At 41.7% G+C, this 25208-nt stretch carries 17 protein-coding genes; 13 read left to right on the top strand and 4 right to left on the bottom strand.

The annotated features are described in order from the left end of the window. The 5 genes from I2C87_RS05065 to I2C87_RS05045 all read left to right on the top strand — a co-directional run bounded on the left by I2C87_RS05065 (position 1) and on the right by I2C87_RS05045 (position 6099). On the top strand, positions 1 to 714 hold the full coding sequence (locus I2C87_RS05065) for an O-methyltransferase (RefSeq protein WP_195324148.1): 714 nt from the start codon (positions 1 to 3) through the stop codon (positions 712 to 714). A 77-nt stretch (positions 715 to 791) separates the two neighbouring features. After that, complete coding sequence (locus I2C87_RS05060; protein ID WP_195324147.1) at positions 792 to 1733, top strand: peptidylprolyl isomerase; 942 nt, start codon at positions 792 to 794, stop codon at positions 1731 to 1733. Between the two features lie 290 nt (positions 1734 to 2023). Continuing rightward, positions 2024 to 2506 (top strand): LURP-one-related/scramblase family protein, encoded by a 483-nt coding sequence (locus I2C87_RS05055; protein WP_195324146.1) that lies wholly within the window; start codon positions 2024 to 2026, stop codon positions 2504 to 2506. A gap of 37 nt (positions 2507 to 2543) precedes the next feature. Further along, the gene (alaS, locus tag I2C87_RS05050) at positions 2544 to 5162 is read left to right on the top strand and encodes an alanine--tRNA ligase (RefSeq protein ID WP_195324145.1); all 2619 of its coding nucleotides are present in this window, start codon (positions 2544 to 2546) and stop codon (positions 5160 to 5162) included. A 280-nt stretch (positions 5163 to 5442) separates the two neighbouring features. Continuing rightward, the gene (locus I2C87_RS05045) at positions 5443 to 6099 is read left to right on the top strand and encodes a CPBP family intramembrane glutamic endopeptidase (RefSeq protein WP_048689257.1); all 657 of its coding nucleotides are present in this window, start codon (positions 5443 to 5445) and stop codon (positions 6097 to 6099) included. Between the two features lie 150 nt (positions 6100 to 6249). Here I2C87_RS05045 and nrdF read toward each other — a convergent pair whose 3' ends face one another. The 4 genes from nrdF to nrdH form a co-directional block, all read right to left on the bottom strand. Continuing rightward, entirely contained in the window at positions 6250 to 7212 is a 963-nt protein-coding gene (nrdF, locus tag I2C87_RS05040; protein ID WP_195324144.1) for a class 1b ribonucleoside-diphosphate reductase subunit beta, read from the bottom strand. Positions 7213 to 7238: 26 nt separating this feature from the next. Then, positions 7239 to 7433: a hypothetical protein gene (locus I2C87_RS05035; RefSeq protein ID WP_195324143.1), complete on the bottom strand. Its 195-nt coding sequence runs from the start codon at positions 7431 to 7433 to the stop codon at positions 7239 to 7241. A gap of 79 nt (positions 7434 to 7512) precedes the next feature. Beyond that, on the bottom strand, positions 7513 to 9672 hold the full coding sequence (nrdE, locus tag I2C87_RS05030; RefSeq protein WP_195324142.1) for a class 1b ribonucleoside-diphosphate reductase subunit alpha: 2160 nt from the start codon (positions 9670 to 9672) through the stop codon (positions 7513 to 7515). 132 nt (positions 9673 to 9804) lie between these two features. Continuing rightward, positions 9805 to 10023, bottom strand: a complete 219-nt coding sequence (gene nrdH, locus I2C87_RS05025) for a glutaredoxin-like protein NrdH (protein WP_006596951.1) — start codon at positions 10021 to 10023, stop codon at positions 9805 to 9807. A 431-nt stretch (positions 10024 to 10454) separates the two neighbouring features. On the opposite strand from nrdH, the gene I2C87_RS05020 reads away from it, so the two are divergent. The 8 genes from I2C87_RS05020 to I2C87_RS04985 all read left to right on the top strand — a co-directional run bounded on the left by I2C87_RS05020 (position 10455) and on the right by I2C87_RS04985 (position 25201). After that, entirely contained in the window at positions 10455 to 10718 is a 264-nt protein-coding gene (locus I2C87_RS05020) for a phosphocarrier protein HPr (RefSeq protein ID WP_006596636.1), read from the top strand. Positions 10719 to 10720: 2 nt separating this feature from the next. Then, the gene (ptsP, locus tag I2C87_RS05015) at positions 10721 to 12454 is read left to right on the top strand and encodes a phosphoenolpyruvate--protein phosphotransferase (protein WP_195324141.1); all 1734 of its coding nucleotides are present in this window, start codon (positions 10721 to 10723) and stop codon (positions 12452 to 12454) included. 386 nt (positions 12455 to 12840) lie between these two features. Next, on the top strand, positions 12841 to 14742 hold the full coding sequence (glgB, locus tag I2C87_RS05010; protein WP_120702147.1) for a 1,4-alpha-glucan branching protein GlgB: 1902 nt from the start codon (positions 12841 to 12843) through the stop codon (positions 14740 to 14742). 117 nt (positions 14743 to 14859) lie between these two features. After that, a complete protein-coding gene (locus I2C87_RS05005; protein ID WP_195324140.1) occupies positions 14860 to 16002 on the top strand; it encodes a glucose-1-phosphate adenylyltransferase in 1143 nt (380 codons plus the stop codon). Beyond that, a complete protein-coding gene (glgD, locus tag I2C87_RS05000; RefSeq protein WP_195324139.1) occupies positions 15992 to 17128 on the top strand; it encodes a glucose-1-phosphate adenylyltransferase subunit GlgD in 1137 nt (378 codons plus the stop codon). The genes I2C87_RS05005 and glgD overlap by 11 nt, the downstream gene beginning before the upstream one ends. Beyond that, entirely contained in the window at positions 17128 to 18555 is a 1428-nt protein-coding gene (gene glgA / locus I2C87_RS04995; protein ID WP_195324138.1) for a glycogen synthase GlgA, read from the top strand. Before glgD ends, glgA begins: the two co-directional genes overlap by 1 nt. 245 nt (positions 18556 to 18800) lie before the next feature. Continuing rightward, on the top strand, positions 18801 to 24728 hold the full coding sequence (locus tag I2C87_RS04990) for a ZmpA/ZmpB/ZmpC family metallo-endopeptidase (protein ID WP_195324137.1): 5928 nt from the start codon (positions 18801 to 18803) through the stop codon (positions 24726 to 24728). Between the two features lie 272 nt (positions 24729 to 25000). Next, positions 25001 to 25201, top strand: coding sequence for a F0F1 ATP synthase subunit C (locus tag I2C87_RS04985; protein WP_006596628.1), 201 nt, complete (start codon positions 25001 to 25003; stop codon positions 25199 to 25201). Positions 25202 to 25208 lie beyond the last annotated feature (7 nt).

The raw sequence follows: 25208 nt of genomic DNA, 5'->3' as shown, positions 1-25208 counted from the left end.
ATGGTAGAGTCTTACAGTAAAAATGCCAACCACAATATGCGCCGTCCAGTTGTCAAGGAGGAAATTGTCTCCTTCATGCGGGAGCGCCAAGCGCCGGTAACGGATGCTTTAAAGGAGCTAGAAGAATTTGCTCGGCGGGAAAATATTCCCATCATCCCTCATGAAACGGTCGCTTTCTTTCGTCTCTTTTTGCAGACCATGCAGCCCAAATCGATCTTAGAAATTGGGACAGCGATCGGCTTTTCGGCCCTCCTGATGGCGGAGCAAGTGCCTGATGCAAGGATTACAACCATTGATCGCAACGAGGAAATGATTGGTTTTGCCAAGGAAAACTTTACACGCTTTGACCAGCGTGACCAAATCACCCTCCTAGAAGGGGATGCGGTGGACCTGCTGGAACATATAGAGCAACGCTTTGACTTGATTTTTATGGATTCGGCTAAGTCCAAGTACATCGTCTTTCTTCCAGAAGTTCTCAAACGGTTGGAAGTTGGGGGAGTGGTGATTTTAGACGATATCTTCCAAGGGGGAGATGTGGCGCGTGATATTATGGAAGTTCGTCGTGGACAGCGTACCATCTATCGAGGTTTGCAACGTCTCTTTGATGCCACTTTGGACCATCCTGGCTTGACGGCCAGTTTGATTCCCCTCGGCGATGGCATTCTTATGATTCGTAAAAATCAGGAAGAGATTTCTTTGCCGAAAGAAGAGTAGTTTTTAGACTTATTTAAGTTATCCTGTTGAATTTGTGGTAAAATAGAAGCAGTGAATTTTAGAATGGAGAAATAAACATGAAGAAAAAATTTGTAGCTGGAGCGGTGACCCTTTTATCCGTTGTAACGCTAGCAGCCTGTGCAAAAGGTGGCAGTGACAAAGATATCGTCACAATGAAGGGTGACACGATCACTGTTGGTGATTTCTATGATGAAATTAAACACAACCAAGGTGCACAACAATATCTTTTCCAAATGACCATTAATAAAGTCTTTGAAAAAGAATACGGTTCAAAAGTTTCAGACAAAGATGTTGAGAAAAAAGTTGATGAGCAGAAAAAACAATTGGGTGAAGCCTTCAAAAGCTACCTCACACAACAAGGTTTAACAGAAGAAACCAACAAACAACAAATCCGTAGTAACCTTTTGTTAGAGTATGCGGTTGACCAAGCTATTTCAAAAGAGTTGACAGACGAAGCTTATAAAAAAGCCTTTGAAACCTATACACCAGAAATCACTGCAAATGTGATTAAATTGGATTCAGAAGAAAAAGCGAATGAAGTTCTTGCAAGTGTAAAAGCTGAAGGCGCTGACTTTGCACAAATTGCCAAAGAAAATTCTACAGATGCTAGCACCAAAGAAAAGGGTGGAGAAATCAAATTTGACTCTGGAACAACAACTGTTCCAACTCGTGTCAAGGAAGCAGCATCTAAGCTTGATGTAAATGGTATTTCAGATGTCGTTATTGATCCTGCTAGTCAAAAAAGCGCTGGTGCCTACTATATCGTTAAAGTAACTAAGAAGGAAGAAAAAGGATCTGACTGGAAGAAATACGAAAAACGCTTGAAAGAAATTCTGACGGCAGGACGTAAAAATGATGCCAACTTTATCCGTAGCATCATTGCCAAAGCAATGTCAAATGCCAATATCAAGGTCAAAGATGATGCCTTCAAGGCAACCTTCAACCAATACATGCAAAATATTGGTGCAACAACAGAAGGTAGCTCATCTTCTAAATAAGGATATTAGTTGACGAGCATTGTATTTATCTGTATAATGAGATAGTTGAGAATAAATCATTTAGAATCGGATGTAGAGAAGTGGCGGGGGTGCGAGCCATGGAAGAGAAATGATTTTGCTACTCAATAGAACAATTACATAATCGAATGAAGAATGACAAGTTCATTGAATGAAGGTGGTACCGCGGTTTTTCGCCCTTCGTTAGTGAGCTTGTCTTTTTTTCAGCATTTCTACCGGAGATCCTTTCTAATAAGAGAAAGGTTTTCATAAGGATTTGCAGGAGGAAACTGATGAAAACGTATCTGGTCAAACAAAAGTTTCGACTTGGGGGGGAACGCTTTGACATCAAAAATGATCTAGGAATGGTGGAATACCAGGTAGAAGGTTCATTTTTGAAAATTCCCAAGACCTTTACGGTATTTGATGTGGAAGGCCAGAAGGTCAGCCATATCACGAAGAAGCCTTTTAGCCTCTTACCCCAATTCACTGTAGAATTAGCGGATGGCTCCAGTTTTTTCATCCGTAAAAAACTAACCTTACTCCGTGATAAGTACGATATTTCTAATTTAGTACTTCGCATCGAAGGCAATATCTGGGATTTGGATTTCAAGTTATTGGATGATCGGGACCAACTGGTTGCAGAGATTAGTAAACAAGTTTTTACCTTGACTTCGACCTATGAAGTGACCGTCTATGAAGAGGAATATGCAGATCTAGTCATCTCTCTTTGTCTAGCAATTGACTATGTGGAAATGACAGAAAATGGCTCTTAAGCCAGTTAATATAAAGGAACAAAATAGAGGAGAAAATATGAAACAATTATCTAGTGCACAAGTCCGCCAAATGTGGCTTGATTTCTGGGCGACCAAAGGTCACTCAGTAGAACCATCTGTTAGCTTGGTTCCAGTAAACGACCCAACCCTTTTGTGGATTAACTCAGGGGTTGCCACTCTTAAAAAATACTTTGACGGGACTATCATCCCTGAAAACCCACGGATTACCAATGCGCAAAAAGCCATCCGTACCAACGATATCGAAAACGTAGGGAAGACAGCGCGTCACCACACCATGTTTGAAATGTTGGGGAACTTCTCAATTGGGGATTACTTCCGTGACGAAGCCATTACTTGGGCTTATGAACTTTTGACAAGTCCTGAATGGTTTGACTTCCCCAAAGAAAAACTCTACATGACTTATTATCCAGATGATACAGATTCATACAACCGCTGGATCGAAGTGGGCGTGGACCCAAGTCACTTGATCCCAATCGAAGACAACTTCTGGGAAATCGGTGCTGGACCTTCTGGACCAGATACAGAAATCTTCTTTGACCGTGGAGAAGCCTTTGACCCAGAAAACATTGGAATTCGCTTGCTTGCAGAAGATATCGAAAACGACCGTTACATAGAAATCTGGAACATTGTCTTGTCACAATTTAACGCAGACCCTGCTGTTCCTCGTAGCGAGTACAAGGAATTGCCACACAAAAACATTGATACGGGCGCTGGTTTGGAGCGTTTAGTAGCTGTTATCCAAGGTGCTAAGACCAACTTTGAAACAGACCTCTTTATGCCAATCATTCGCGAAGTTGAGAAATTGTCTGGTAAGGTCTATGACCAAGATGGCGACAATATGAGCTTCAAGGTGATTGCTGACCATATCCGTTCCCTTTCATTTGCGATTGGGGATGGTGCCCTTCCAGGAAATGAAGGTCGTGGTTATGTCCTTCGTCGTCTCCTCCGTCGTGCCTCTATGCACGGTCAAAAATTGGGTATCAACGAGCCTTTCCTTTACAAACTGGTTCCAACTGTTGGAAAAATCATGGAAAGCTACTACCCAGAAGTGCTTGAAAAACGTGACTTTATTGAGAAAATCGTCAAGAGCGAAGAAGAGTCATTTGCGCGCACCCTTCACTCAGGTCAACACTTTGCTCAAGGTATCGTAGCAGACTTGAAAGAAAAAGGCCAAACGGTTATCGCTGGTCAAGATGTCTTCAAACTCTACGATACTTATGGATTCCCAGTGGAATTGACAGAAGAGATTGCTGAAGAAGCTGGAATGACGGTTGACCGTGAAGGTTTTGAAGTAGCCATGAAAGAGCAGCAAGAACGTGCGCGTGCATCTGCTGTCAAAGGCGGATCAATGGGGATGCAAAACGAAACTCTTCAGAACATCACTGTAGAAAGTGTCTTCAACTACAATGCTAGCCAATTGCCTTCTAAGTTAGTGGCTATTGTAGCGGACAATGCAGAAGTAGAAGCTGTTTCAGAAGGAACTGCCTCTCTGATCTTCGCGGAAACACCATTCTACGCTGAGATGGGTGGACAAGTTGCGGACCATGGTCAAATCTTGGATGCGACAGGAAATCTTGTGGCGACTGTAACGGATGTTCAAAAAGCACCTAATGGACAACCTTTACATACCGTTGAAGTCCATGCTCCACTTGCCTTGAACCAAGATTACACTTTAGCAATCGATAGCAATCGTCGTCTTCGTGTCATGAAAAATCACACAGCGACTCACTTGCTTCATGCAGCTCTTCACAATATTCTTGGAAGTCACGCAACTCAAGCAGGTTCACTCAACGAAGTAGAATTCCTTCGCTTTGACTTTACCCACTTCCAAGCCGTAACTCCAGAAGAGCTTCGTGCTATCGAGCAACAAGTCAATGAAAAAATTTGGGAAGCCATCGCAGTGGAAACAGTTGAGACTGATATTGATACAGCCAAAGAAATGGGAGCTATGGCTCTCTTTGGTGAGAAATACGGTAAAGAAGTCCGTGTTGTAACGATTGGTAACTACTCAGTCGAGCTTTGTGGTGGTACTCACGTTGGCAATACTTCTGAGATTGGCCTCTTCAAGATTGTTAAAGAAGAAGGAATTGGATCAGGAACTCGTCGTATCTTGGCAGTGACTGGTAAAGAAGCCTTCGAAGCTTACCGTGAACAAGAAGATGCTCTGAAAGCAGTCGCAGCAACCTTGAAAGCACCTCAACTCAAGGAAGTTCCTCATAAGGTTGAAGGCCTTCAAGAGCAGCTCCGTCAATTGCAAAAAGAAAATGCTGAATTGAAGGAAAAAGCTGCAGCAGCAGCGGCAGGTGATGTCTTCAAACATGTTCAAGAAGCAAACGGCCACCGTTACATTGCTAGTCAAGTTTCTGTATCAGATGCAGGTGCCCTTCGTACCTTTGCGGATAACTGGAAACAAAAAGATTACTCTGACGTCCTTGTTCTGGTCGCAGCAATCGGTGACAAGGTCAATCTTCTCGTAGCAAGCAAGAACAAAGACATCCACGCAGGTAATTTGGTCAAAGAATTGGCTCCAATCGTCGATGGACGTGGTGGTGGAAAACCAGACATGGCCATGGCAGGAGGAAGCAACCAAGCCAAGATCCAAGAATTGTTGGATGCCGTAGCGGGTAAATTGTAAGCAACAAGAGATCTACCTTCGGGTAGGTCTTTTTGTATGGTAAACTGTTAAATCTTTGTAAAAACTTTTTAAGAAGTACTTGTAATTTTTGATAAATACATTACAATAAATATATAGGAAAAAGGAAGTGTCTTAGATATTGCTCCATTGTCGATTTGAAGGTGCAGTCCGAGGCCCTCATAAAAATCTTAAGTTTGACAGCATAATAAATAATCAAAGGTAGATAATTGAATTAAAAAATAGACTTGGAATAGGAATCGAAAGGAAAAAGGAGTGTTGTATGAAGGGGAACAGTATCTGGAAAAATGTTGGTTTGTATGCCTTGGTGGTCTTCTCTCATTTTATTTTATTTTCGAGGATTCTTGCTAGTTGCTTGAATGTTCTCGTTGAGGGAGGTTCCGAGCCTCTCATTCTCTTGATATTCGCTTTGGTATCTGCTCTCTATATTTTTGGTTTGTGGAAATGGTACCAAAAGGGTTGGAAACTTGAGGTTAAAAAGACCAAACTGACGTCCACGATATGGTTACCCATTGGATTATTAGTTGCCTTTATTGCTCTTCAAGCCTTGGTCTCGGGTGAATCGTCTAATAATCAAAGAAGTATTGAGTTTTTCTTGGAGTTATTTCCTGCCTTCGTTTTTTTCTATATTATTTTTATTGCTCCCATTATTGAAGAATTCATAACTAGAGGCTTAATGGCCAAGTATCTATTTTCAAAGCAGGAAACCCTAGGACAGACCTTGCTCTATATTGCTCTTTCTTCTAGTTTATTTTCTTTTCTCCATCTTCCGTCTAGTCTAGGGCAATTTCTAATTTACTTTATAATGGGTTCAATTTTCGCTTTAGCGTATCTGACTAAGGAAGATATTCGTTATGCCATTGCCCTGCATATAGCAAATAACCTGATCGCTTCTCTCCTTATCTTCTTGCTTCAATAAAGAAGAATGGGGACTAACATACCTACCAAATCAGCCCTTTCCAAATCTGGAAAGGACTGATTTGTTTATTTGAGATAGTTTCTTCTGCAGCAAGGCTAATTTTTAGCATAAAAAAACAAAAAAACCTTTCCATCTGGAAAGGTTTTTGTCTTATAGGCCATAGTTGTAATCGTCATCCTGCATGGCTTCTACTTCACCGAGAAGGTAACCATTTCCGACTTGAGAGAAGAAGTCGTGGTTGGATGTACCGGTTGAGATCCCGTTCATGACGATCGGGTTGACATCATCTGCTGAGTCAGGGAAAAGGGGATCTTGTCCCAAGTTCATGAGGGCTTTGTTAGCATTGTAGCGAAGGAAGGTCTTGACTTCCTCTGTCCAACCCACACCGTCATAGAGGCTCTCTGTATAGCCTTCTTCGTTTTCATAGAGGGTGTAGAGCAGGTCATACATCCACTCTCTGAGTTTTTCTTGTTCTTCTTCAGGCAATTCATTGAAACCAAGTTGGAACTTGTAGCCGATATAGGTTCCGTGAACAGATTCGTCACGAATGATCAACTTGATGATTTCTGCCACGTTGGCCAACTTGTTGTTTCCAAGATAGTAGAGCGGTGTGAAGAAACCAGAGTAGAAGAGGAAGGTTTCAAGGAAGACGCTGGCTACTTTCTTTTCAAGGGGAGTCCCATTGAGGTAGATCTCGTTGATGATTTCTGCCTTCTTTTGAAGGAAGGGATTGGTATTGGTCCATTCAAAAATCTCTTCGATTTCTGACTTGGTATTCAAGGTAGAAAAGATAGAAGAGTAAGACTTAGCATGGACAGATTCCATGAATTGGATGTTGTTAAAGACAGCTTCTTCATGAGGAGTACGAATATCCGCACGAAGGGCTTGCACACCCGTTTCAGACTGCATGGTATCGAGAAGGGTTAAACCTCCAAAAACTTTACCAACAAGGTCTTTTTCCTTGTTAGATAGCTTTCTCCAGTCGTCCAAGTCGTTTGACAAAGGAATACGTGTATCCAACCAGAATTGTTCGGTTAGCTTTTCCCAAGTAGATTTATCGATGACATCCTCGATGGCATTCCAGTTAATGGCTTTGTAGTATGTTTGTGTCATATTTTTTATTTCAACCTTGTAAAAAATTATTTTCTTCTTTTTCCGGCTAAGTGTTTAGCTCCTTCTGAACTTCCGTGTCTCAATCCATCTGAAGCTACTTTATCAACCTTTTTTCTCATGGAGGAATTTTCCTCTTTTAATTTTTTATTTTCTTTTTTTAAGTGTGAATTTTCTTTTTTTAATTTTTTATTTTCTTGTTTTGCTTTACCAAATAAAATCAATTTATAATTCTCCTAAATTGAATGAAAATCAATAAAAATAACAAAAAGTCTTAATAGAGAGATAATATATTTAAAAAAATTAGATGACACAGCTTTCGCATTGGTTCGCGCCAACTTCTCCACCATCATCAGTAAAGGTACGGACGTAGTAGATAGACTTGATTCCCTTATTAAAGGCGTAGTTGCGAAGGATAGACAAGTCACGAGTGGTTTGTTTGTTTTCAGTTTTCCATTCGTAAAGGCCTTTTGGAATATCACTGCGCATGAAGAGGGTCAGTGAGAGTCCTTGGTCTACGTGCTCAGTTGCGGCAGCATAGACATCGATGACTTTGCGCATATCCATATCGTAGGCAGAAGTGTAGTAAGGAATGGTTTCTGTTGATAAACCAGCTGCAGGGTAGTAGATCTTCCCGATTTTCTTCTCTTGGCGTTCTTCAATCCGTTGTGTGATTGGGTGGATAGAAGCAGATACGTCATTGATGTAGCTGATAGAACCATTTGGTGCGACAGCCAAGCGGTTTTGGTGGTAAAGACCATCTGCCTTGACTTTATCACGAAGTTCTGCCCAGTCTTCTGCACTAGGAATGAAGATGTCTTTAAAGAGCTCTTTGACGCGATCAGATTTTGGTACAAATTCTCCAGTCGTGTACTTATCAAAGTAAGTACCGTTGGCATAGTCTGATTTTTCAAAGTTGTGGAAGGTAACGCCACGTTCACGCGCGATGTTGTTGGATTCTACGAGAGTCCAGTAGTTCATGAGCATGAAGTAGATACTTGTGAACTCAACAGACTCAGGTGATCCGTATTCAATCAATTGTTGCGCAAGGTAGCTGTGAAGTCCCATAGCTCCAAGTCCGAATGAATGCGCCAGTTTATTTCCGTGGTCGATAGTTGGAACGGCCACGATATGGGAGCTATCGGTGACGAAGGTCAAAGCACGAACCATAGCACGAATCGAACGTCCAAAATCAGGTGAGGTCATCATGTTGACTACGTTGGTTGAACCAAGGTTACATGAGACGTCAGTTCCCATTTTAATGAATTCTTGAGCATCGTTGATTAAGCTTGGTTCTTGAACCTGGAGGATTTCTGAACACAAGTTACTCATGATGATCTTGCCATCAACAGGGTTGGCTCGGTTGGCTGTATCGATGTTGACTACATATGGATAGCCAGATTCTTGTTGCAATTTAGAAATTTCAGTTTCTAAATCACGGGCCTTAATTTTTGTCTTGCGGATGTTTGGATTAGCAACCAACTCATCGTATTTTTCAGTGATGTCGATGTAGTTGAATGGCACTCCGTATTCACGTTCTACAGAGTAAGGACTGAAGAGATACATTTCTTCATTCTTACGAGCCAATTCGTAGAACTTATCTGGCACGACGACACCAAGTGAAAGGGTCTTAACCCGAACTTTTTCATCGGCATTTTCTTTCTTAGTAGAAAGGAAGGCGATGATATCTGGGTGGAAGACGTTGAGGTAAACAACCCCAGCCCCTTGGCGTTGTCCCAATTGGTTAGAGTAAGAGAAGCTATCTTCGAAGAGTTTCATGACTGGTACGACCCCAGAAGCGGCTCCTTCATAGCCCTTGATCGGTGCTCCAGCTTCACGAAGGTTGCTGAGGGAAATTCCTACCCCACCACCGATACGTGAAAGTTGGAGGGCTGAGTTGATAGAGCGTCCGATCGCATTCATGTCATCGGTTACTTGGATCAAGAAACAGGAGACCAATTCTCCACGGCGGGCACGTCCAGCATTTAAGAAAGAAGGAGTAGCTGGTTGGTAGCGTTGGTGGATGATTTCATTTGCGATGTCTTTAGCAATTTCTTCATTTCCATCCGCAAAGTAGAGAGCATTGAAGAAGACGCGGTCTTCCATACTTTCGAGATAGTACTCTCCATCATTTGTTTTCAGAGCATACTGGTTATAGAATTTATAGGCAGCCATGAAGGACTTGAATTGGAAGTTTTGATCTTTGATAAATTGGGCCAATTCTTCCAAAAATTCAGGACGGTACTTCTGAATGAAGGCTGTTTCGATATAGTTGTGTTCAATAAGGTAGTTGATTTTATCCGTTATTGAATCAAAGGCCATGGTATTTGGCACAACATTTTCTTTGAAGAAAGCATCCAAGGCCTCTTTATCTTTATGAAGCATGATTTGACCGTTAACTGGACGGTTGATTTCATTATTAAGACGGAAGTAGGTTACGTCTTCAAGTGATTTTAATCCCATAATGTTCCTTTTTCTAATTCAAAAACAAAGGGGAGGCAAGCTCCCCTGTACAAGTAAAAGGGCCAGGGGAACACCGTAGTCGAGAACTACAGTAATCCATTCCCTAGACCAATCAGATCCTGTTTAATAATGTTAAGATAATTTCTTGAGCTTAGCTGGTTGGAAGCCAGAGAAGACTTCATCTGCCGTTTGGATAACTGGTGCAGCGTTGAAACCAAGGTTCTTCACATGGTCTACAAACTCAGGTTGCTCATCTAGATTAATTTCACGGTATTCAACGTGATTGGTATCTAAAAAACGTTTGGTCATTTTACATTGAACGCAATTATTTTTTGAATAAATTGTCACCATAATGTGATCTAACTCCTCTAAATTCATAAATCTGTATCTAGTATAAACAAAAGGTTTTTCCTTGTCAAGAGTTTTAACTAAATATTGTGCACGTAAATTAACTATATCGAAGTATACCACAATATGTAGTATTGTAAGAATTAGTGAAAATTGAGGAAAACGTGATAAAATATAGGTTTTTTAAGTCAAAGGAATTCGAACCATTTTCCTAAAATTCTATATACTGTGTCCCTGAAAGCAATTCAATTTATTTAATAGAAGAAAGTAAAAAAAGTAGTTCAAAAGAAGAGAAAAATTGAGTGCTTCCTGTAAGTATTTTCAGTAAGTGTGTGATAAAAATCTTGAAAAATAATGAAGAAGATGATATAATAGCAAATTGTAAGGGTTATCACAGATAACTCAATAACTAATTTTAAAAGGAGAGTCAAACTATGGCTTCTAAAGATTTCCACATCGTGGCAGAAACAGGTATCCACGCACGTCCAGCAACTTTGTTGGTTCAAACTGCTAGCAAATTTGCTTCAGATATTACTCTTGAATACAAAGGTAAATCAGTTAACTTGAAATCAATCATGGGTGTTATGAGCCTTGGTGTTGGTCAAGGAGCTGACGTTGTAATCTCAGCTGAAGGAGCTGACGCTGATGATGCTCTTGCAGCAATCGCTGAAACAATGGAAAAAGAAGGATTGGCATAAACATGACAGAAATGCTTAAAGGAATTGCAGCATCTGATGGTGTTGCCGTTGCTAAGGCATATCTACTTGTTCAACCCGACTTGTCATTTGATACAATCTCAGTTGAAGATACAAATGCAGAAGAAGCTCGTTTGGATGCAGCTCTAGAAGCTTCACAAAACGAGCTTTCTCTTATTCGGGAGAATGCAGTAGCGAGCCTTGGTGAGGAAGCAGCACAAGTATTTGATGCTCACATGATGGTTCTTTCTGACCCTGAAATGGTTGGTCAGATCAAGGAAACAATTCGCACGAAGAAGGTGAATGCTGAGGCTGGCTTGAAAGAAGTTACAGACATGTTTATCACCATCTTTGAAGGAATGGAAGATAACCCATACATGCAAGAACGTGCAGCAGATATTCGCGACGTGACCAAACGTGTTCTTGCAAACTTGCTTGGTAAGAAATTGCCAAACCCAGCAACTATCAATGAAGAAGCAATCGTGGTTGCGCATGACTTGACTCCATCCGATACTGCTCAATTGAACAAACAGTTCGTTAAAGCCTTTGTTACAAACATTGGTGGACGTACAAGTCACTCAGCTATCATGGCGCGTACACTTGAAATCGCAGCGGTTCTTGGTACAAACAACATTACAGATCTCGTAAAAGATGGTGATGTGTTGGCTGTATCTGGAATCACTGGTGAAGTAGTCATCAACCCAAGTGAAGAACAAATCGCTGAATTTAAAGCAGCTGGTGAAGCTTACGCTAAACAAAAAGCTGAATGGGCTCTTTTGAAAGATGCTAAAACTGTTACTGCAGATGGTAAACACTTTGAGTTGGCAGCTAACATCGGTACACCTAAAGACGTTGAAGGTGTGAACGAAAATGGTGCTGAAGCTGTTGGTCTCTACCGTACAGAATTCTTGTACATGGATTCTCAAGACTTCCCAACTGAAGATGATCAATACGAAGCATACAAAGCAGTTCTTGAAGGTATGAACGGTAAACCTGTTGTCGTTCGTACAATGGATATCGGTGGGGATAAAGAACTTCCTTACTTCGATCTTCCTAAAGAAATGAACCCATTCTTGGGTTACCGTGCTTTGCGTATCTCTATCTCTGAAACTGGTAACCAAATGTTCCGTACACAATTGCGTGCTTTGCTTCGTGCATCTGTTCACGGTAAATTGCGGATCATGTTCCCAATGGTTGCTTTGTTGACAGAGTTCCGTACAGCTAAAGGTATTCTGGAAGAAGAAAAAGCGAAATTGGTTGCTGAAGGTGTTGCCGTTGCTGACGACATCGAAGTAGGGATCATGATTGAAATCCCAGCTGCAGCGATGTTGGCTGACCAATTTGCCAAAGAAGTTGATTTCTTCTCAATTGGTACAAACGACTTGATCCAATACACAATGGCTGCTGACCGTATGAACGAACAAGTTTCATACCTTTACCAACCATATAACCCATCGATCCTTCGTTTGATTAACAATGTGATCAAAGCAGCTCACGCTGAAGGTAAATGGGCTGGAATGTGTGGTGAGATGGCTGGTGACCAAACAGCTGTTCCACTTCTTGTCGGAATGGGCTTGGATGAGTTCTCTATGTCAGCTACATCTGTCCTTCGTACACGTAGCTTGATGAAGAAACTCGATACTGCTAAGATGCAAGAATACGCTAATCGTGCTCTTACTGAATGTTCAACCATGGAAGAAGTGCTTGAACTTTCTAAAGAATACGTGAACGTAGACTAATTGATGTTAAAAATCTGATAAAAGTTATCACCTTGGAAGAGGTGGTAGCTTTTTTGTTTTAAACGTCTATTTGTTTCTTTAAATGAAGTAGCTGAAAAAAAATGGAGTTGTTGTCGTTATATCAAAACAAAAAATCTAAATTTTCTAAAAATTTTCGGAAATAGCTTTAATTACACTTATTTTTATAGTATAATATTGGAAAGATAGTTTGAAAGCTGAACAATTATGAATCTATTTTAGGAAATTTCAGAGAAATAATGGAAGTTTCAAATTCTTTTCATAAATTTTCATCGTATTATTCAAGAAAAAATCTTGAATATTTCAACTATTTATAGTAGAATAATACTAATAGGAAGCGCTTACATAAAAGCGAGAGAGGTGAGTGAATGGATACGAAACAAGCATTGTATACATTTGGAACTGGGGAGAACTTTCATCTTCAACATTATCTAGGGGCTCATAAAGAGCAAGTAGATGGTGTGGAAGGGTATAGTTTCCGTGTATGGGCTCCAAATGCTCAGGCAGTACACCTAGTAGGTGATTTTACCCAATGGGAAGAAAATGAAATTCCTATGGTGCGAAACGAAGCTGGTGTTTGGGAAGTTTTTACAACTGCACCTCAAGTTGGCGATATCTATAAGTTCCATGTTACAAGACAAAATGGCCACCGCTTGATGAAGGTGGATCCTTTAGCAGTCCGCATGGAAAAACGTCCGGGTACTGGAGCAGTCATTACGGAGATTCCTGAGCGGAAATGGAAAGATGGACTCTGGATGGCCAGACGGAGAAAACTTGGTTTTAGATCTCGTCCAGTAAATATTTATGAAGTTCATGCCGGTTCTTGGAAACGAAATGAAGATGGAAGTCCCTATTCATTTGCTCAGTTGAAGGAAGACTTGATTCCTTACTTGGTAAAAATGAACTATACCCATGTGGAGTTCATGCCAGTGATGGCTCACCCGCTTGGGCTTAGTTGGGGCTATCAATTGATGGGTTACTTTGCCTTAGAGCATACCTACGGAACACCGGAAGAGTTTCAAGATTTCGTTGAGGCCTGTCACTTGAATAACATCGGGGTGATTGTGGACTGGGTACCAGGACACTTTACCATCAATGATGATGCCTTGGCTTATTACGATGGAACACCAACCTTTGAATACCAAGACCATCATCGTGCCCACAACTATGGCTGGGGAGCTTTGAACTTCGACCTAGGGAAAAACCAGGTCCAATCCTTCCTCATCTCTAGTGTGAAGTTCTGGATTGAGTTTTATCATTTGGATGGAATTCGGGTCGATGCGGTCAGTAACATGCTTTACTTAGACTATGATAGTGGTCCATGGACACCAAATATCGATGGTGGAAATCTCAACTATGAAGGAATTCATTTCCTTAAGCGGATGAATGCTGTGATTAAATCAGAACATCCGGATGTCATCATGGTAGCGGAGGAAAGTTCATCTGGCACCAAGATCACTGGTCCAGAAGAGTATGGTGGTTTAGGATTTGACTACAAGTGGAATATGGGTTGGATGAATGATATCCTTCGCTTCTACGAGGAAGATCCTATTTATCGGAAATTTGATTTTAACTTGGTGACCTTTAGCTTTATGTATGCTTTCTCTGAAAACTTCTTGTTGCCATTCTCTCATGATGAAGTGGTTCACGGGAAGAAGAGTCTCATGCATAAGATGTGGGGAGATCGCTACAACCAGTTCGCTGGCTTGCGAAACCTCTTGACCTATCAGATTTGTCACCCAGGTAAGAAATTGCTCTTCATGGGTTCAGAGTTTGGCCAATTCTTAGAATGGAAGTCTGAAGAACAGCTAGAATGGTCCAATCTAGAAGATGACATGAACCGCAAGATGCAAGAGTTTACTTCACAGCTCAATCAATTCTACAAAGATAACAAGATGCTCTGGGAAATTGATGATAGCTATGATGGTATTGAGATTATTGATGCAGATAACCGAGATCAAAGTGTCTTGACCTTTACTCGTAAGGATAAAAAAGGAAATCATCTGCTATGTATCTTTAATATGGCACCAGTAGAGCGCAAGGACTTTACAGTCGGCGTCCCTGTTGCTGGAGTCTATGAAGAAATTTGGAATACAGAATTAGAGAAATGGGGAGGTGTCTGGAAAGAGCACAACCAGGAAGTGAAGACTCAAGAGGGATTATGGAAAGATTATCCACAAACCTTGACCTTCACCTTACCGGCTCTTGGAGCTAGTGTATGGAAAGTGAAACGAAAACTTCGTTCCAATGTGTCTAAAACAAAAAAATAGTTGTTGGTGATCTACTGATCGCAGTCTATGATCCCATTCCTAAGTCTGTAGAAGAGGCCACAGTGCCTCTCCTCAGAAGTGGGAAGAAGGTCTCGTCAATCCAAAAAGGAGTAATCAATGAAGAATGAAATGCTAGCTCTGATCCTTGCTGGTGGGCAAGGAACTCGCCTTGGAAAACTCACTCAAAGCATTGCCAAACCTGCAGTGCAATTTGGTGGACGTTATCGTATTATTGACTTTGCTTTATCCAACTGTGCCAACTCAGGTATCCACAATGTTGGCGTGATTACTCAGTATCAACCGCTTGCCTTAAACAACCATATCGGAAATGGTTCCAGTTGGGGTCTTGATGGTATTAATACTGGGGTTTCTATCCTTCAACCTTATTCTGCAAGTGAAGGAAATCGTTGGTTTGAAGGAACAAGTCATGCGATTTTCCAAAACATCGACTACATCGATAGCATCAATCCAGAGTACGTGTTGATCCTTTCTGGAGACCATATCTACAAGATGGACTATGACGACATGCTTCAGTCTCACAAAGATCACAATGCCAGCCTTACAGTAGCTGTATTGGATGTGCCTTTAAAAGAAGCTAGCCGTTTCGGAATTATGAATACGGATGCCAACAATCGAATTGTCGAATTTGAAGAAAAACCTGCAGAGCCAAAATCAACAAAAGCTTCTATGGGGATCTACATTTTTGACTGGTCTCGTCTTCGCAACATGCTAGTGGCTGCAGAGAAGAGTGACATCGATATGTCTGACTTTGGTAAAAACGTTATTCCAACTTACCTTGAATCTGGAGAAAGTGTCTATGCTTATGAATTCAATGGCTATTGGAAAGACGTGGGAACTATTGAATCTCTCTGGGAAGCAAATATGGAATACATTGATCCAAACAATGCCTTGGACAGCCGGGATCGTCACTGGAAGATCTATTCTCGTAACTTGATTTCACCACCAAACTTCTTTGGCGAACATGCCCAAATTGAAGATTCCTTGGTGGTGGATGGGTGCTGGGTAGATGGAACAGTAAAACGTTCTATCCTGTCTACGGAAGCACAAGTTCGTAAAGGTGCAGTCGTTGAAGATTCTGTCGTCATGAGTGGTGCCATTATCGGTCAAGGTGCTGTGATTAAACGTGCTATTATCGGTGAAGGAGCAGTTGTTTCAGAAGGTGTTGTCATCGATGGAACGGAAGAAGTACAAGTCGTTGGATATAACGAAAAAGTGGGGGTAGCAACAGATGAAGATTGATAAGTATTCAGCTATTTTAGGAAACACAGTAGGCTTCCATGATATGTCATCATTGACAGATCATCGTCCTGTTGCCAGTCTGCCATTTGATGGGAAATATCGCTTGATCGACTTCCCGCTTTCTAGCCTCGCTAATGCAGGAATCCGTAGTGTATTTGGTATCTTCCAGCAAGAAAACATCAGTTCTGTCTTTGACCATATTCGCTCTGGTCGTGAGTGGGGCTTGTCAACTCTTTTGAGCCACTACTATCTCGGTATCTACAACACTCCAGTAGAAAGTTCAAACGTTGGCAAGGAATATTATGAGCAACTCTTGACCTATTTGAAACGCTCTGGTTCGAACCAGACAGTCGCTCTTAACTGTGATATCTTAGTAAACATTGATTTGAACCAAGTCTTCCACTTGCACAATACCGTTGACAGACCAATCACAGTGGTCTACAAAAAGATGCATCATCGTGACATCTCTGAAGTAAATGCGGTTTTAGAAATCGATGAGACAGATCATGTGACTGGTCAAAAATTGTTTGAAGGCCAAGATCCAGAAGCTCTTTACAATATGTCGACAGATATCTTTATCGTTGATACACCATGGTTGATTGAAAAATTGGAGCAAGAGGTTCACAAAGAATATCCAGAAAAATTGCGTTATATCCTTCGTGATTTAGCAGTAGAACACGGGGCCTTCGCTTTTGAATACACTGGCTATATTGCCAATATTCATTCAGTTGAATCCTACTATCGTGCTAACTTGGATATGTTGGAAACCAATAAATTCATGTCTCTCTTCTCACCAAATCAAAAAGTTTATACCAAGGTGAAAAATGAAGAGCCAACTTACTATGCTCCTGGTTCGCAAATTAAGAATTCGCAATTTGCATCAGGAAGCATTGTCGAAGCTTTGGTACATGATTCTGTCATTTCTCGTCGTGTTCATCTACACAAGGGGGCAGAAATTCGTAGCAGTCTCTTATTCCCGGGAGTCGTTGTCCATGAGGGAGCTGTCGTAGAGCATGCGATTCTTGACAAGGGCGTCGTAGTTGAAACTGGCGTTACCATTCGTGGAACCAAAGAAGCACCTCTTGTGATTAAAAAAGGTGCTGTGATTACAGAGGATATTGGATAATGAAATTATTGTTTGTTGCCGCTGAAGGAGCTCCTTTTTCAAAAACGGGGGGCTTGGGAGATGTCATTGGGGCACTTCCTAAATCCTTGGCTAAAAAAGGTCATGATGTTCGTGTCGTCCTCCCCTACTATGACATGGTAGAGGCGAAATTTGGCGACCAAGTTGAAGATGTGCTACACTTTACTACAAAGGTAGGTTGGAGAAGTGAGTATGTTGGGGTAAAACGTATTTTTAGAGATGGTGTTACCTTCTACTTCATTGATAATCAAAAGTACTTCTTTAGAGGACATGTCTACGGAGATTTTGACGATGGGGAGCGTTTTGCCTTCTTCCAATTGGCAGCGCTTGAGATGATGGAACGTGTAGATTTCATTCCAGATATCGTCCACGCTCATGACTACCATACAGCCATGATTCCTTTCCTTCTTAAGGAAAAATACCGTTGGATTCAAGCTTACAATGGTATTAAGTCTGTCTTGACCATCCATAATCTGGAGTTCCAAGGGCAGTTTGACCCAGGGATGTTATGGGATTTGTTTGGAGTTGGATTTGAGCGATATGAAGATGGCACCCTTCGTTGGAAAGATTGCTTAAACTGGATGAAGGCTGGGATCCTTTATGCTGATCGTGTGACGACGGTTTCACCAAGTTATAGTTATGAAATCAGAACAGCTGAATATGGTTGTGGCCTCGATCAAATCTTACGCATGGAATCTGGTAAATTAACGGGGATTGTGAATGGAATCGATACAGACCTCTACAATCCTGAAACAGACCCGCTCTTGACCTATCATTTCAATAAAGATGATTTATCAGGAAAAGCAGCAAGTAAGCGAGCTCTTCAGGAACGTGTCGGACTTCCGGTTCGTGATGATGTTCCCTTGTTTGGAATCGTTTCTCGTTTGACCCGACAAAAAGGGTTTGATGTGGTGGTTGAAGAACTCCACAACCTTCTACAAAAGGATATCCAAATCGTTCTTTTGGGAACGGGAGATCCTGGTTTTGAACATGCCTTTTCTTGGTTTGCTCAAGCTTATCCAGATAAACTCTCTGCCAATATTATGTTTGATGTCCAGTTGGCGCAAGAAATCTATGCTGCTTCGGATGTTTTCTTGATGCCAAGTCGTTTTGAACCATGTGGACTATCTCAAATGATGGCTATGCGTTATGGTACGCTACCATTGGTTCACGAGGTAGGGGGACTGCGAGATACAGTACAAGCCTATAATGTGCTTGATGGCAGTGGTACTGGCTTTAGCTTTAACAACCTATCTGGTTATTGGTTGAATTGGGCTGTCGACCAAGCTTTGACAGTTTATACTCATGATAAGGATGCTTGGTACGGTCTCCAAAGAGAAGCTATGAGCCGTGATTTCTCTTGGGATACGGCTAGTCAACACTATGCGGATCTCTATCAGTCCTTATAAGATGAATGAAAACGCCTATTTTTAGGCGTTTTTTTCTTGAGGAAGTAAGAAGTTGCAACTAAAATATAGGGAATGAAATAAAGGAAAAAATCTAAGTAAAATAAGTTGCTAAAAGATACGAAAAAAGATAAGATAGATAAAGGTAAAAAATCACGGGAAGCTGGTTTAGGGAGAGTGTTGACCTTCTCCAAAAATAAATGAGACTTCCTATGATTTACAAATATTACTATGTAGGAAGTTATAGGATGAAACAAAGAAGACAAGCTTTTGAAAAGATTACCAAGTATTCGATTCGAAAATTATCCGTCGGAGTGGGTCCAGTTGCTATTGGAGCCCTTCTTTTTGCAGGAAGTGTATTAGGAGCGCCTTCTGTACAAGCTGATCAATTCACGGCAGAAGCGACGGTTCATATGGGGTATGTCACGGAAAATGAGTTGACTCCTGAGGAACAAGCGCAAGTAATTCGTGCTATTCCTGAAGAATATCAAAATGAAGATACCTTTTATCTGGTCTATAAGAAGAAAACACCTAGTCAAGGTCTACTGCCACAAACAGGGACGACCGAATTGGCGATTGCTGGCCTTAGTTTAGGGACTGCCTCTTTAGCAGTTCTTTTGCTGTCCAAAAAACACCGCAAAAAAGTAATGGGACTCCTATTAATTGGTTCCATGGGGCAAAGCCTACTCTTATCCATTGATGCCGCAGCCTTGCAAAATATTGAATTAGCAAGCTACAATCAGACTCTTTCAATTGCAAGCAGTAAAGAACTAGCAAATGGTGTCATCCAGATAGAAGGCTATGACTATGTTGGCTACCTTCGTTGTCCAGTTGATCCAAGAGCTACGGGCCAAGAACCTCATGTAAGAGTGGAGGAGAAGTTAGTATCCCAACCTGCAACAGAAGGAAAGACTCTATCGCAGGTAACACCTGAAGAGGGTCCTGCTTTTCCTATTGTGGACCAGCCAAACGTTGAAGTTTCAACAGAAACTATTCCGTTTGAAACGGTAGAACAAGCAGATCCTACTTTAGAAAAAGGTCAAACAAGGGTTCTAAGAGCTGGACAAAATGGTGAACAGACTGTTTTAACAGAAGTGAGTACGGTAAATGGTCATGAAGTTCGCAAGGTAGTTGAAAGCAAGGTTACTAAAGAACCAGTTTCACAAATTCTTGCTGTCGGGACCAAGGAGGATGTTCAACCAAGTCCACAACCTGCCCCAGTGGTCACAGCTAAGGGAACGCAGGAAGAAGGTCATGTGGGAGAAGCGTCTGTTCAGCCGGAAGTCCCAGCCTATACCGGTGTGGTGGAAGCTAAGGGAACCCAAGAAGAAGGTCATGTAGGAGAAGCGCCTGTTCAACCGGAAGCCCCAGCCTATACCGGTGTTGTGGAAGCCAAAGGGACCCAAGAAGAAGGCCATGTCGGCGAAGCCCTGGTTCAACCAGAGAACTCAGAATATACCGGTGTTGTTGAAGCTAAGGGGACCCAGGAAGAAGGCCATGTCGGCGAAGCTCCCATTCAACCAGAGACTCCAGCCTATACAGGCCTGGTGGAAGCCAAGGGAACACAAGAAGAAGGTCATGTCGGCGAAGCTCCTGTTCAACCGGAGAATCCAACCTATCAAGTAATAGAAGGGACGGTAACAGAGACAGAAACGGTGGCCCTCCCATATGCAACAGAGTATGTAACGGATGCCAATCGTTACACCGATGAAGAAAGCCTCCTTCAAAAAGGCGAGGCTGGTAGCCAGGAAATTCGCCGTGTCTATAAAACAGTCAATGGTGAGAAAGTTGGAGAGCCCCTCAGTACGACAACTGAAACTGTAAAAGCTCCTGTGACAGAAAAAATTAGTCGAGGAAGTAAGGCGATTGAAGGCCAAACAGAGGATGTTTCGTTTGAGGAAATTCCATTTAAGACGGTAACCGAACAAGATGCCACCTTGTTAAAAGGAAGCGAAAGGGTTTCTCAAGTTGGTAAGAATGGGAAGAAAAAAATCACTAAGGTCTATAAGACCATCAAGGGGGTTAAAACGGCGGATGCTCCTACTGTTTCTGAGGAAGTAGTTGAACAAGCACAAGATCAGATCATTCAAAAAGGGAGCAAAGAACTTGAAAAGCCTACCTTAACCTTGACCCAGGTCGATAAGGAAGAATTGAAGCGCAGTGCCAAAGCTACTTATCGTTTGGATAAACCAGACGGTGTGACCATCAAGTCTATCCAGGCTGTATTGAAGAAGGGCGATCAAGTGGTGAAAACTTTTGCCCTTTCTGAGACGGATTTAGCGGCTGCTTTAGCAGACTTAGACTACTACAAGGATTATACGCTCGCAACGACCATGGTCTATGACCGTGGAAATGGGGATGAAGAAGAAGTTCTTAAGGAAGAACCGCTAAGACTTGACCTTAAAAAAGTTGAAATCAAAAACATCAAGGAAACCAGTCTGATTAGCGTGGATGACCAAGGTTTTGAGACGGATAGCAGCCTCTTGACTGAAACACCGTCTGATGTGAAGCCATACTACTTAAAGGTTACCACCCATGATAATAAGGTCACAAAACTAGCCGTTGATAAAATCGAAGAAGTGACGGTAGATGGCACGACCCTCTACAAAGTAACAGCCAAAGCTCCAGATTTGGTCCAACGGACTGCAGACAACCAGTTCAGTGAGGACTATGTCCACTATATTGCCAAACCCAAAGCTCATGAAGGTGATGTCTACTACAATTTCAACGAACTTGTAAAAGCCATGCAAGCCAATCCGACTGGAACCTTTAAGATTGGTAGCAATATGAATGCAGCCAATGTCCAACCAGCAGGAAAATCTTATGTAACCAATGCCTTCAAGGGAATTTTGGAAAGTACGGATGGAAATACATTTGCCATCCATAATATCACGCGACCACTGTTTGGGAACATCGAAGGTGGCTCGGTTAAGAATCTCTTGCTTGAAAATGTTGCGATTGACCTACCTGGGACTGATCGAGTAGCCCCAATCGCAGGTATCATCAAAAACAATGCAACTGTTGAAAATGTTAAAGTAACAGGAAGTGTTGTTGGGAACAATGACGTAGCAGGGATTGTTAATAAAATTGATGGTAGTGGGAAGGTCAGCAATGTTGCCTTTATCGGGAAACTGCACGCTACTGGTAACAAAGGTGGCTATCTAGCGGGTGTTGTTGGCGAAAACTGGAAGGGTGTTGTTGAAAAAGCCTACGTTGACGCTGAAATTACTGGTAACAAAGCAAAAGCGGCAGGTCTTGTCTATTCCTCTCAAAATGGAGCAAATAACCATACAGTAGGCAAAGAAGGGGTTCTCAGAAATTCAGTTGCTAAAGGTTCAATTGAACTCAAAGAAGCGGTGCAATCTGGTGGATTACTAGGGACCAACTGGGCCTTGGGGACTATCGAAGACAACATCACGATGATGAAAGTCAAAACAGGTGAGATAGTATTTGGTCACTCAGATATAGACGCAGATGATTACTTCACCTATTCAAGAACCAAGCGCAATTACAGTGTGGAAGGCGTGAGTGAAGGGAAGAAAACCTTTAACAACTCCCGTAAAATTCCAAGTATCTCACTAGCAGAAGCTGAGCAGAAAATCGAAGCAATGGGAATCACTGCTGATAAATTCACCAGCAACAAACCTATTGAAGATACGCTCAATAACCTCGTTAACAAAGACGATCAATACAAAACAATCACGGGCTACGATGCCACTCGTGAGCTAGCTTACCGCAATATCGCTAAATTGCAACCTTTCTATAATAAAGAATGGATTGTCAACCAAGGTAATAAACTTGCTGCAGGAAGTCCTCTCTTGACCAAGGAAGTCTTGTCTGTGACCGCTATGAAGGGCAATGATTTTGTCACTGAACTAGCTGATGCCGACCACATCCTGATCCACTACGCAGATAAGACCAAAGATATCTTCAACATTACACCGAAAGTCTCTAAGGTCAAACAAGTGAAAGAGTACAGTGTAGCGGAGCTCGGTGAAGTAGTCTACACGCCGAATATGGTGGACAAAGATCGTAGTGATCTCATTAGTGCCATCGTAGGGAAATTAAGTCCTGTCGAATTGCAATCGGATCCAATTTACACACATCTTGGTAGAACTGGTCCAAACAAGGTCAATGCTATTAAGAACCTTTACCTCGAGGAGAGTTTCCAAGAAGTCAAGGACAATCTGACTCACTTTGTCAAACAACTGGTTGAAAACCAAGACCATCAATTAAACACAGATGAGGCTGCCAAACGGGCCCTTATCAAGAAAGTTGATGACAACAAGGCCGCTGTTCTTTTGGGTCTCTCTTACCTCAACCGCTATTATGGAGTGAAGTTTGATGATGTCAATCTTAAGCAGCTCATGTTGTTCAAGCCAGACTTCTATGGGAAGAATGTTGATGTCTTAGACCGTTTGATTGAAATTGGTTCAAAAGAAGACTACATCAAAGGGACTCGTACCCACGATGCCTTCCGTGAAGTTGTGGCTAAATCGACTCTTTCTGGTAACTTAAATGACTTCCTGAAATACAATATGGAGCTCTTTACAAGTGATACAGACTTGAATGATTGGTTCATCAAAGCAACCAAAGACAATGTCTATATTGTGGAACCTGAGACGACCAATCCAGCATTCGCGTCTGCTAAACACAGAGCCTATGAGGGCTTAAACAATGATGTTCACGGTAAAATGATCTTGCCACTCTTGAACTTAAAAGATGCTCATATGTTCTTGATTTCAACCTACAATACCATGGCCTATAGTTCCTTCGAGAAATATGGTAAGCACACCGAAGCAGAACGCAATGCCTTCAAAGCCGAAATTGATAAGGTGGCTAAAGGACAACAGAATTACCTCGATTTCTGGTCACGTCTAGCAACGGATAAGGTTCGCAATCAACTCTTGAAGAGCAATAATATGGTGCCGACCCCTGTCCTTGATAACCAAAACTACAAGGGCATTAGTACAGACCGTTATGGCCATACCAACAGTGGCAAAGATGTGGCTCCAATTCGGGAGTTGTATGGTCCAACCGATCGTTACCATGCGACAGATTGGCGGATGGGAGCAGTGGCGCGAATTTACGGAAATCCATATAAAGACGACTCTGTCTTCTTCATGGTGACCGATATGATCAGTGACTTTGGGGTCTCTGCCTTTACCCACGAAACGACGCACGTCAATGACCGTATGGTTTACTTGGGTGGTTGGAGACACCGCGAAGGAACAGATATTGAAGCTTTTGCCCAAGGCATGCTCCAAACACCATCCGTATCCAATCCAAATGGGGAATACAAGGCCTTAGGTATCAACATGGCCTATGAACGTCCTAACGATGGAAACCAATGGTACAATACTAATCCAAATGATCTCACTTCACGCGAGGACATTGATCGCTACATGAAGGGCTATAATGACACCCTCATGCTTCTGGATTACCTAGAAGGAGAAGCCGTCCTCAACAAAGGCAGTCAGGCATTAAACAATGCTTGGTTCAAGAAGGTTGATAAGCAATACCGAGGGGCAAACACCAAGAATCAATTTGATAAGGTGCGTCCTTTGAGTGATGAGGAAAAAGCCATCAACTTACATACAGTTGATGACCTCATCACCAACAACTTCATGACCAATCGTGGTCCTGGAAATGGGGTCTATAATCCATCTGACTTTGGTTCAGCCTATGTGACTGTACCGATGATGACTGGTATCTATGGAGGAAACACCAGTGAAGGGGCTCCTGGAGCTATGTCCTTCAAACACAATACCTTCAGACTCTGGGGTTACTATGGCTATGAAAAAAGCTTCTTAGGGTATGCTTCGAACAAGTATAAACAAGAATCCAAACAAGCAGGTCATGCGACTTTAGGGGATGATTACATCATTCAAAAGATTTCTGATGGAAAATTCAGTACCCTTGAAGACTGGAAGAAAGCTTACTTCAATGAAGTGGTGACCAGTGCCAAAAATGGAATGCAGGCTATTGAAGTTAATGGCACTACTTACAGCACTTATGAAGACTTGAAACGTGCATTTGCTGAAGCAGTTGATAAAGATAAGGCTACCCTAAGTAACGGCTCTGTTAAGTTTGACAATACGGTTTCACTGAAAGAAAAACTCTTTAAGAAATGGCTACAACAAACAGATAGTTTTAAAACATCTATCTTTAGATAGGAAGAATATACTCATCTGCTCGTCAGGTGAGTTTTTTCTATCCTTGGTAATAATGCTTCCTCTTCTGATAAAAATAATATAAATTTGTGTGAAATACAAAAATAGACAAAGTGTCTAAAGATAATGAGAATCTTTTGAACGCTAGTGGCAAGAGGAATTTTAAAAGTAGTGACAGAATTGCCGTAAAACGTTTTCTTTCTAAGCAAACATTTGACTATTATATCTTTTAGGAGTAAACTAAGGGAGTAAAATTAATTTAAGGAGAATTCATCATGAATTTAACATTTTTAGGTCTTTGTTTTGCCTGCTTCGGCGTGTCCATTGCTGAAGGATTGATTATGAGTAATCTTTTTAAAGCTGCTTCTCGTCAACCAGAGATTATCGGTCAATTACGTAGCCTTTTGATCCTTGGGATTGCCTTTGTAGAAGGTACCTTCTTCGTAACCTTGGCCATGGCCTTCGTTATTAAATAGACTTCTC

Origin of the sequence: Streptococcus sp. 1001283B150225_161107_H12 (genome assembly GCF_015552665.1) — a bacterium.
Lineage (GTDB): Bacteria > Bacillota > Bacilli > Lactobacillales > Streptococcaceae > Streptococcus.
This window is presented reverse-complemented; position numbering and strand designations above follow the sequence as displayed.

What these genes read in the sequence shown, in the direction of transcription:
- I2C87_RS05065 (WP_195324148.1), top strand. Translation starts at nt 1, where the DNA reads ATGGTAGAGTCTTACAGTAAAAATGCCAACCACAATATGCGCCGTCCA.
- I2C87_RS05060 (WP_195324147.1), top strand. Translation starts at nt 792, where the DNA reads ATGAAGAAAAAATTTGTAGCTGGAGCGGTGACCCTTTTATCCGTTGTA.
- I2C87_RS05055 (WP_195324146.1), top strand. Translation starts at nt 2,024, where the DNA reads ATGAAAACGTATCTGGTCAAACAAAAGTTTCGACTTGGGGGGGAACGC.
- alaS (WP_195324145.1), top strand. Translation starts at nt 2,544, where the DNA reads ATGAAACAATTATCTAGTGCACAAGTCCGCCAAATGTGGCTTGATTTC.
- I2C87_RS05045 (WP_048689257.1), top strand. Translation starts at nt 5,443, where the DNA reads ATGAAGGGGAACAGTATCTGGAAAAATGTTGGTTTGTATGCCTTGGTG.
- nrdF (WP_195324144.1), bottom strand. Translation starts at nt 7,212, where the DNA reads ATGACACAAACATACTACAAAGCCATTAACTGGAATGCCATCGAGGAT.
- nrdE (WP_195324142.1), bottom strand. Translation starts at nt 9,672, where the DNA reads ATGGGATTAAAATCACTTGAAGACGTAACCTACTTCCGTCTTAATAAT.
- nrdH (WP_006596951.1), bottom strand. Translation starts at nt 10,023, where the DNA reads ATGGTGACAATTTATTCAAAAAATAATTGCGTTCAATGTAAAATGACC.
- I2C87_RS05020 (WP_006596636.1), top strand. Translation starts at nt 10,455, where the DNA reads ATGGCTTCTAAAGATTTCCACATCGTGGCAGAAACAGGTATCCACGCA.
- ptsP (WP_195324141.1), top strand. Translation starts at nt 10,721, where the DNA reads ATGACAGAAATGCTTAAAGGAATTGCAGCATCTGATGGTGTTGCCGTT.
- glgB (WP_120702147.1), top strand. Translation starts at nt 12,841, where the DNA reads ATGGATACGAAACAAGCATTGTATACATTTGGAACTGGGGAGAACTTT.
- I2C87_RS05005 (WP_195324140.1), top strand. Translation starts at nt 14,860, where the DNA reads ATGAAGAATGAAATGCTAGCTCTGATCCTTGCTGGTGGGCAAGGAACT.
- glgD (WP_195324139.1), top strand. Translation starts at nt 15,992, where the DNA reads ATGAAGATTGATAAGTATTCAGCTATTTTAGGAAACACAGTAGGCTTC.
- glgA (WP_195324138.1), top strand. Translation starts at nt 17,128, where the DNA reads ATGAAATTATTGTTTGTTGCCGCTGAAGGAGCTCCTTTTTCAAAAACG.
- I2C87_RS04990 (WP_195324137.1), top strand. Translation starts at nt 18,801, where the DNA reads ATGAAACAAAGAAGACAAGCTTTTGAAAAGATTACCAAGTATTCGATT.
- I2C87_RS04985 (WP_006596628.1), top strand. Translation starts at nt 25,001, where the DNA reads ATGAATTTAACATTTTTAGGTCTTTGTTTTGCCTGCTTCGGCGTGTCC.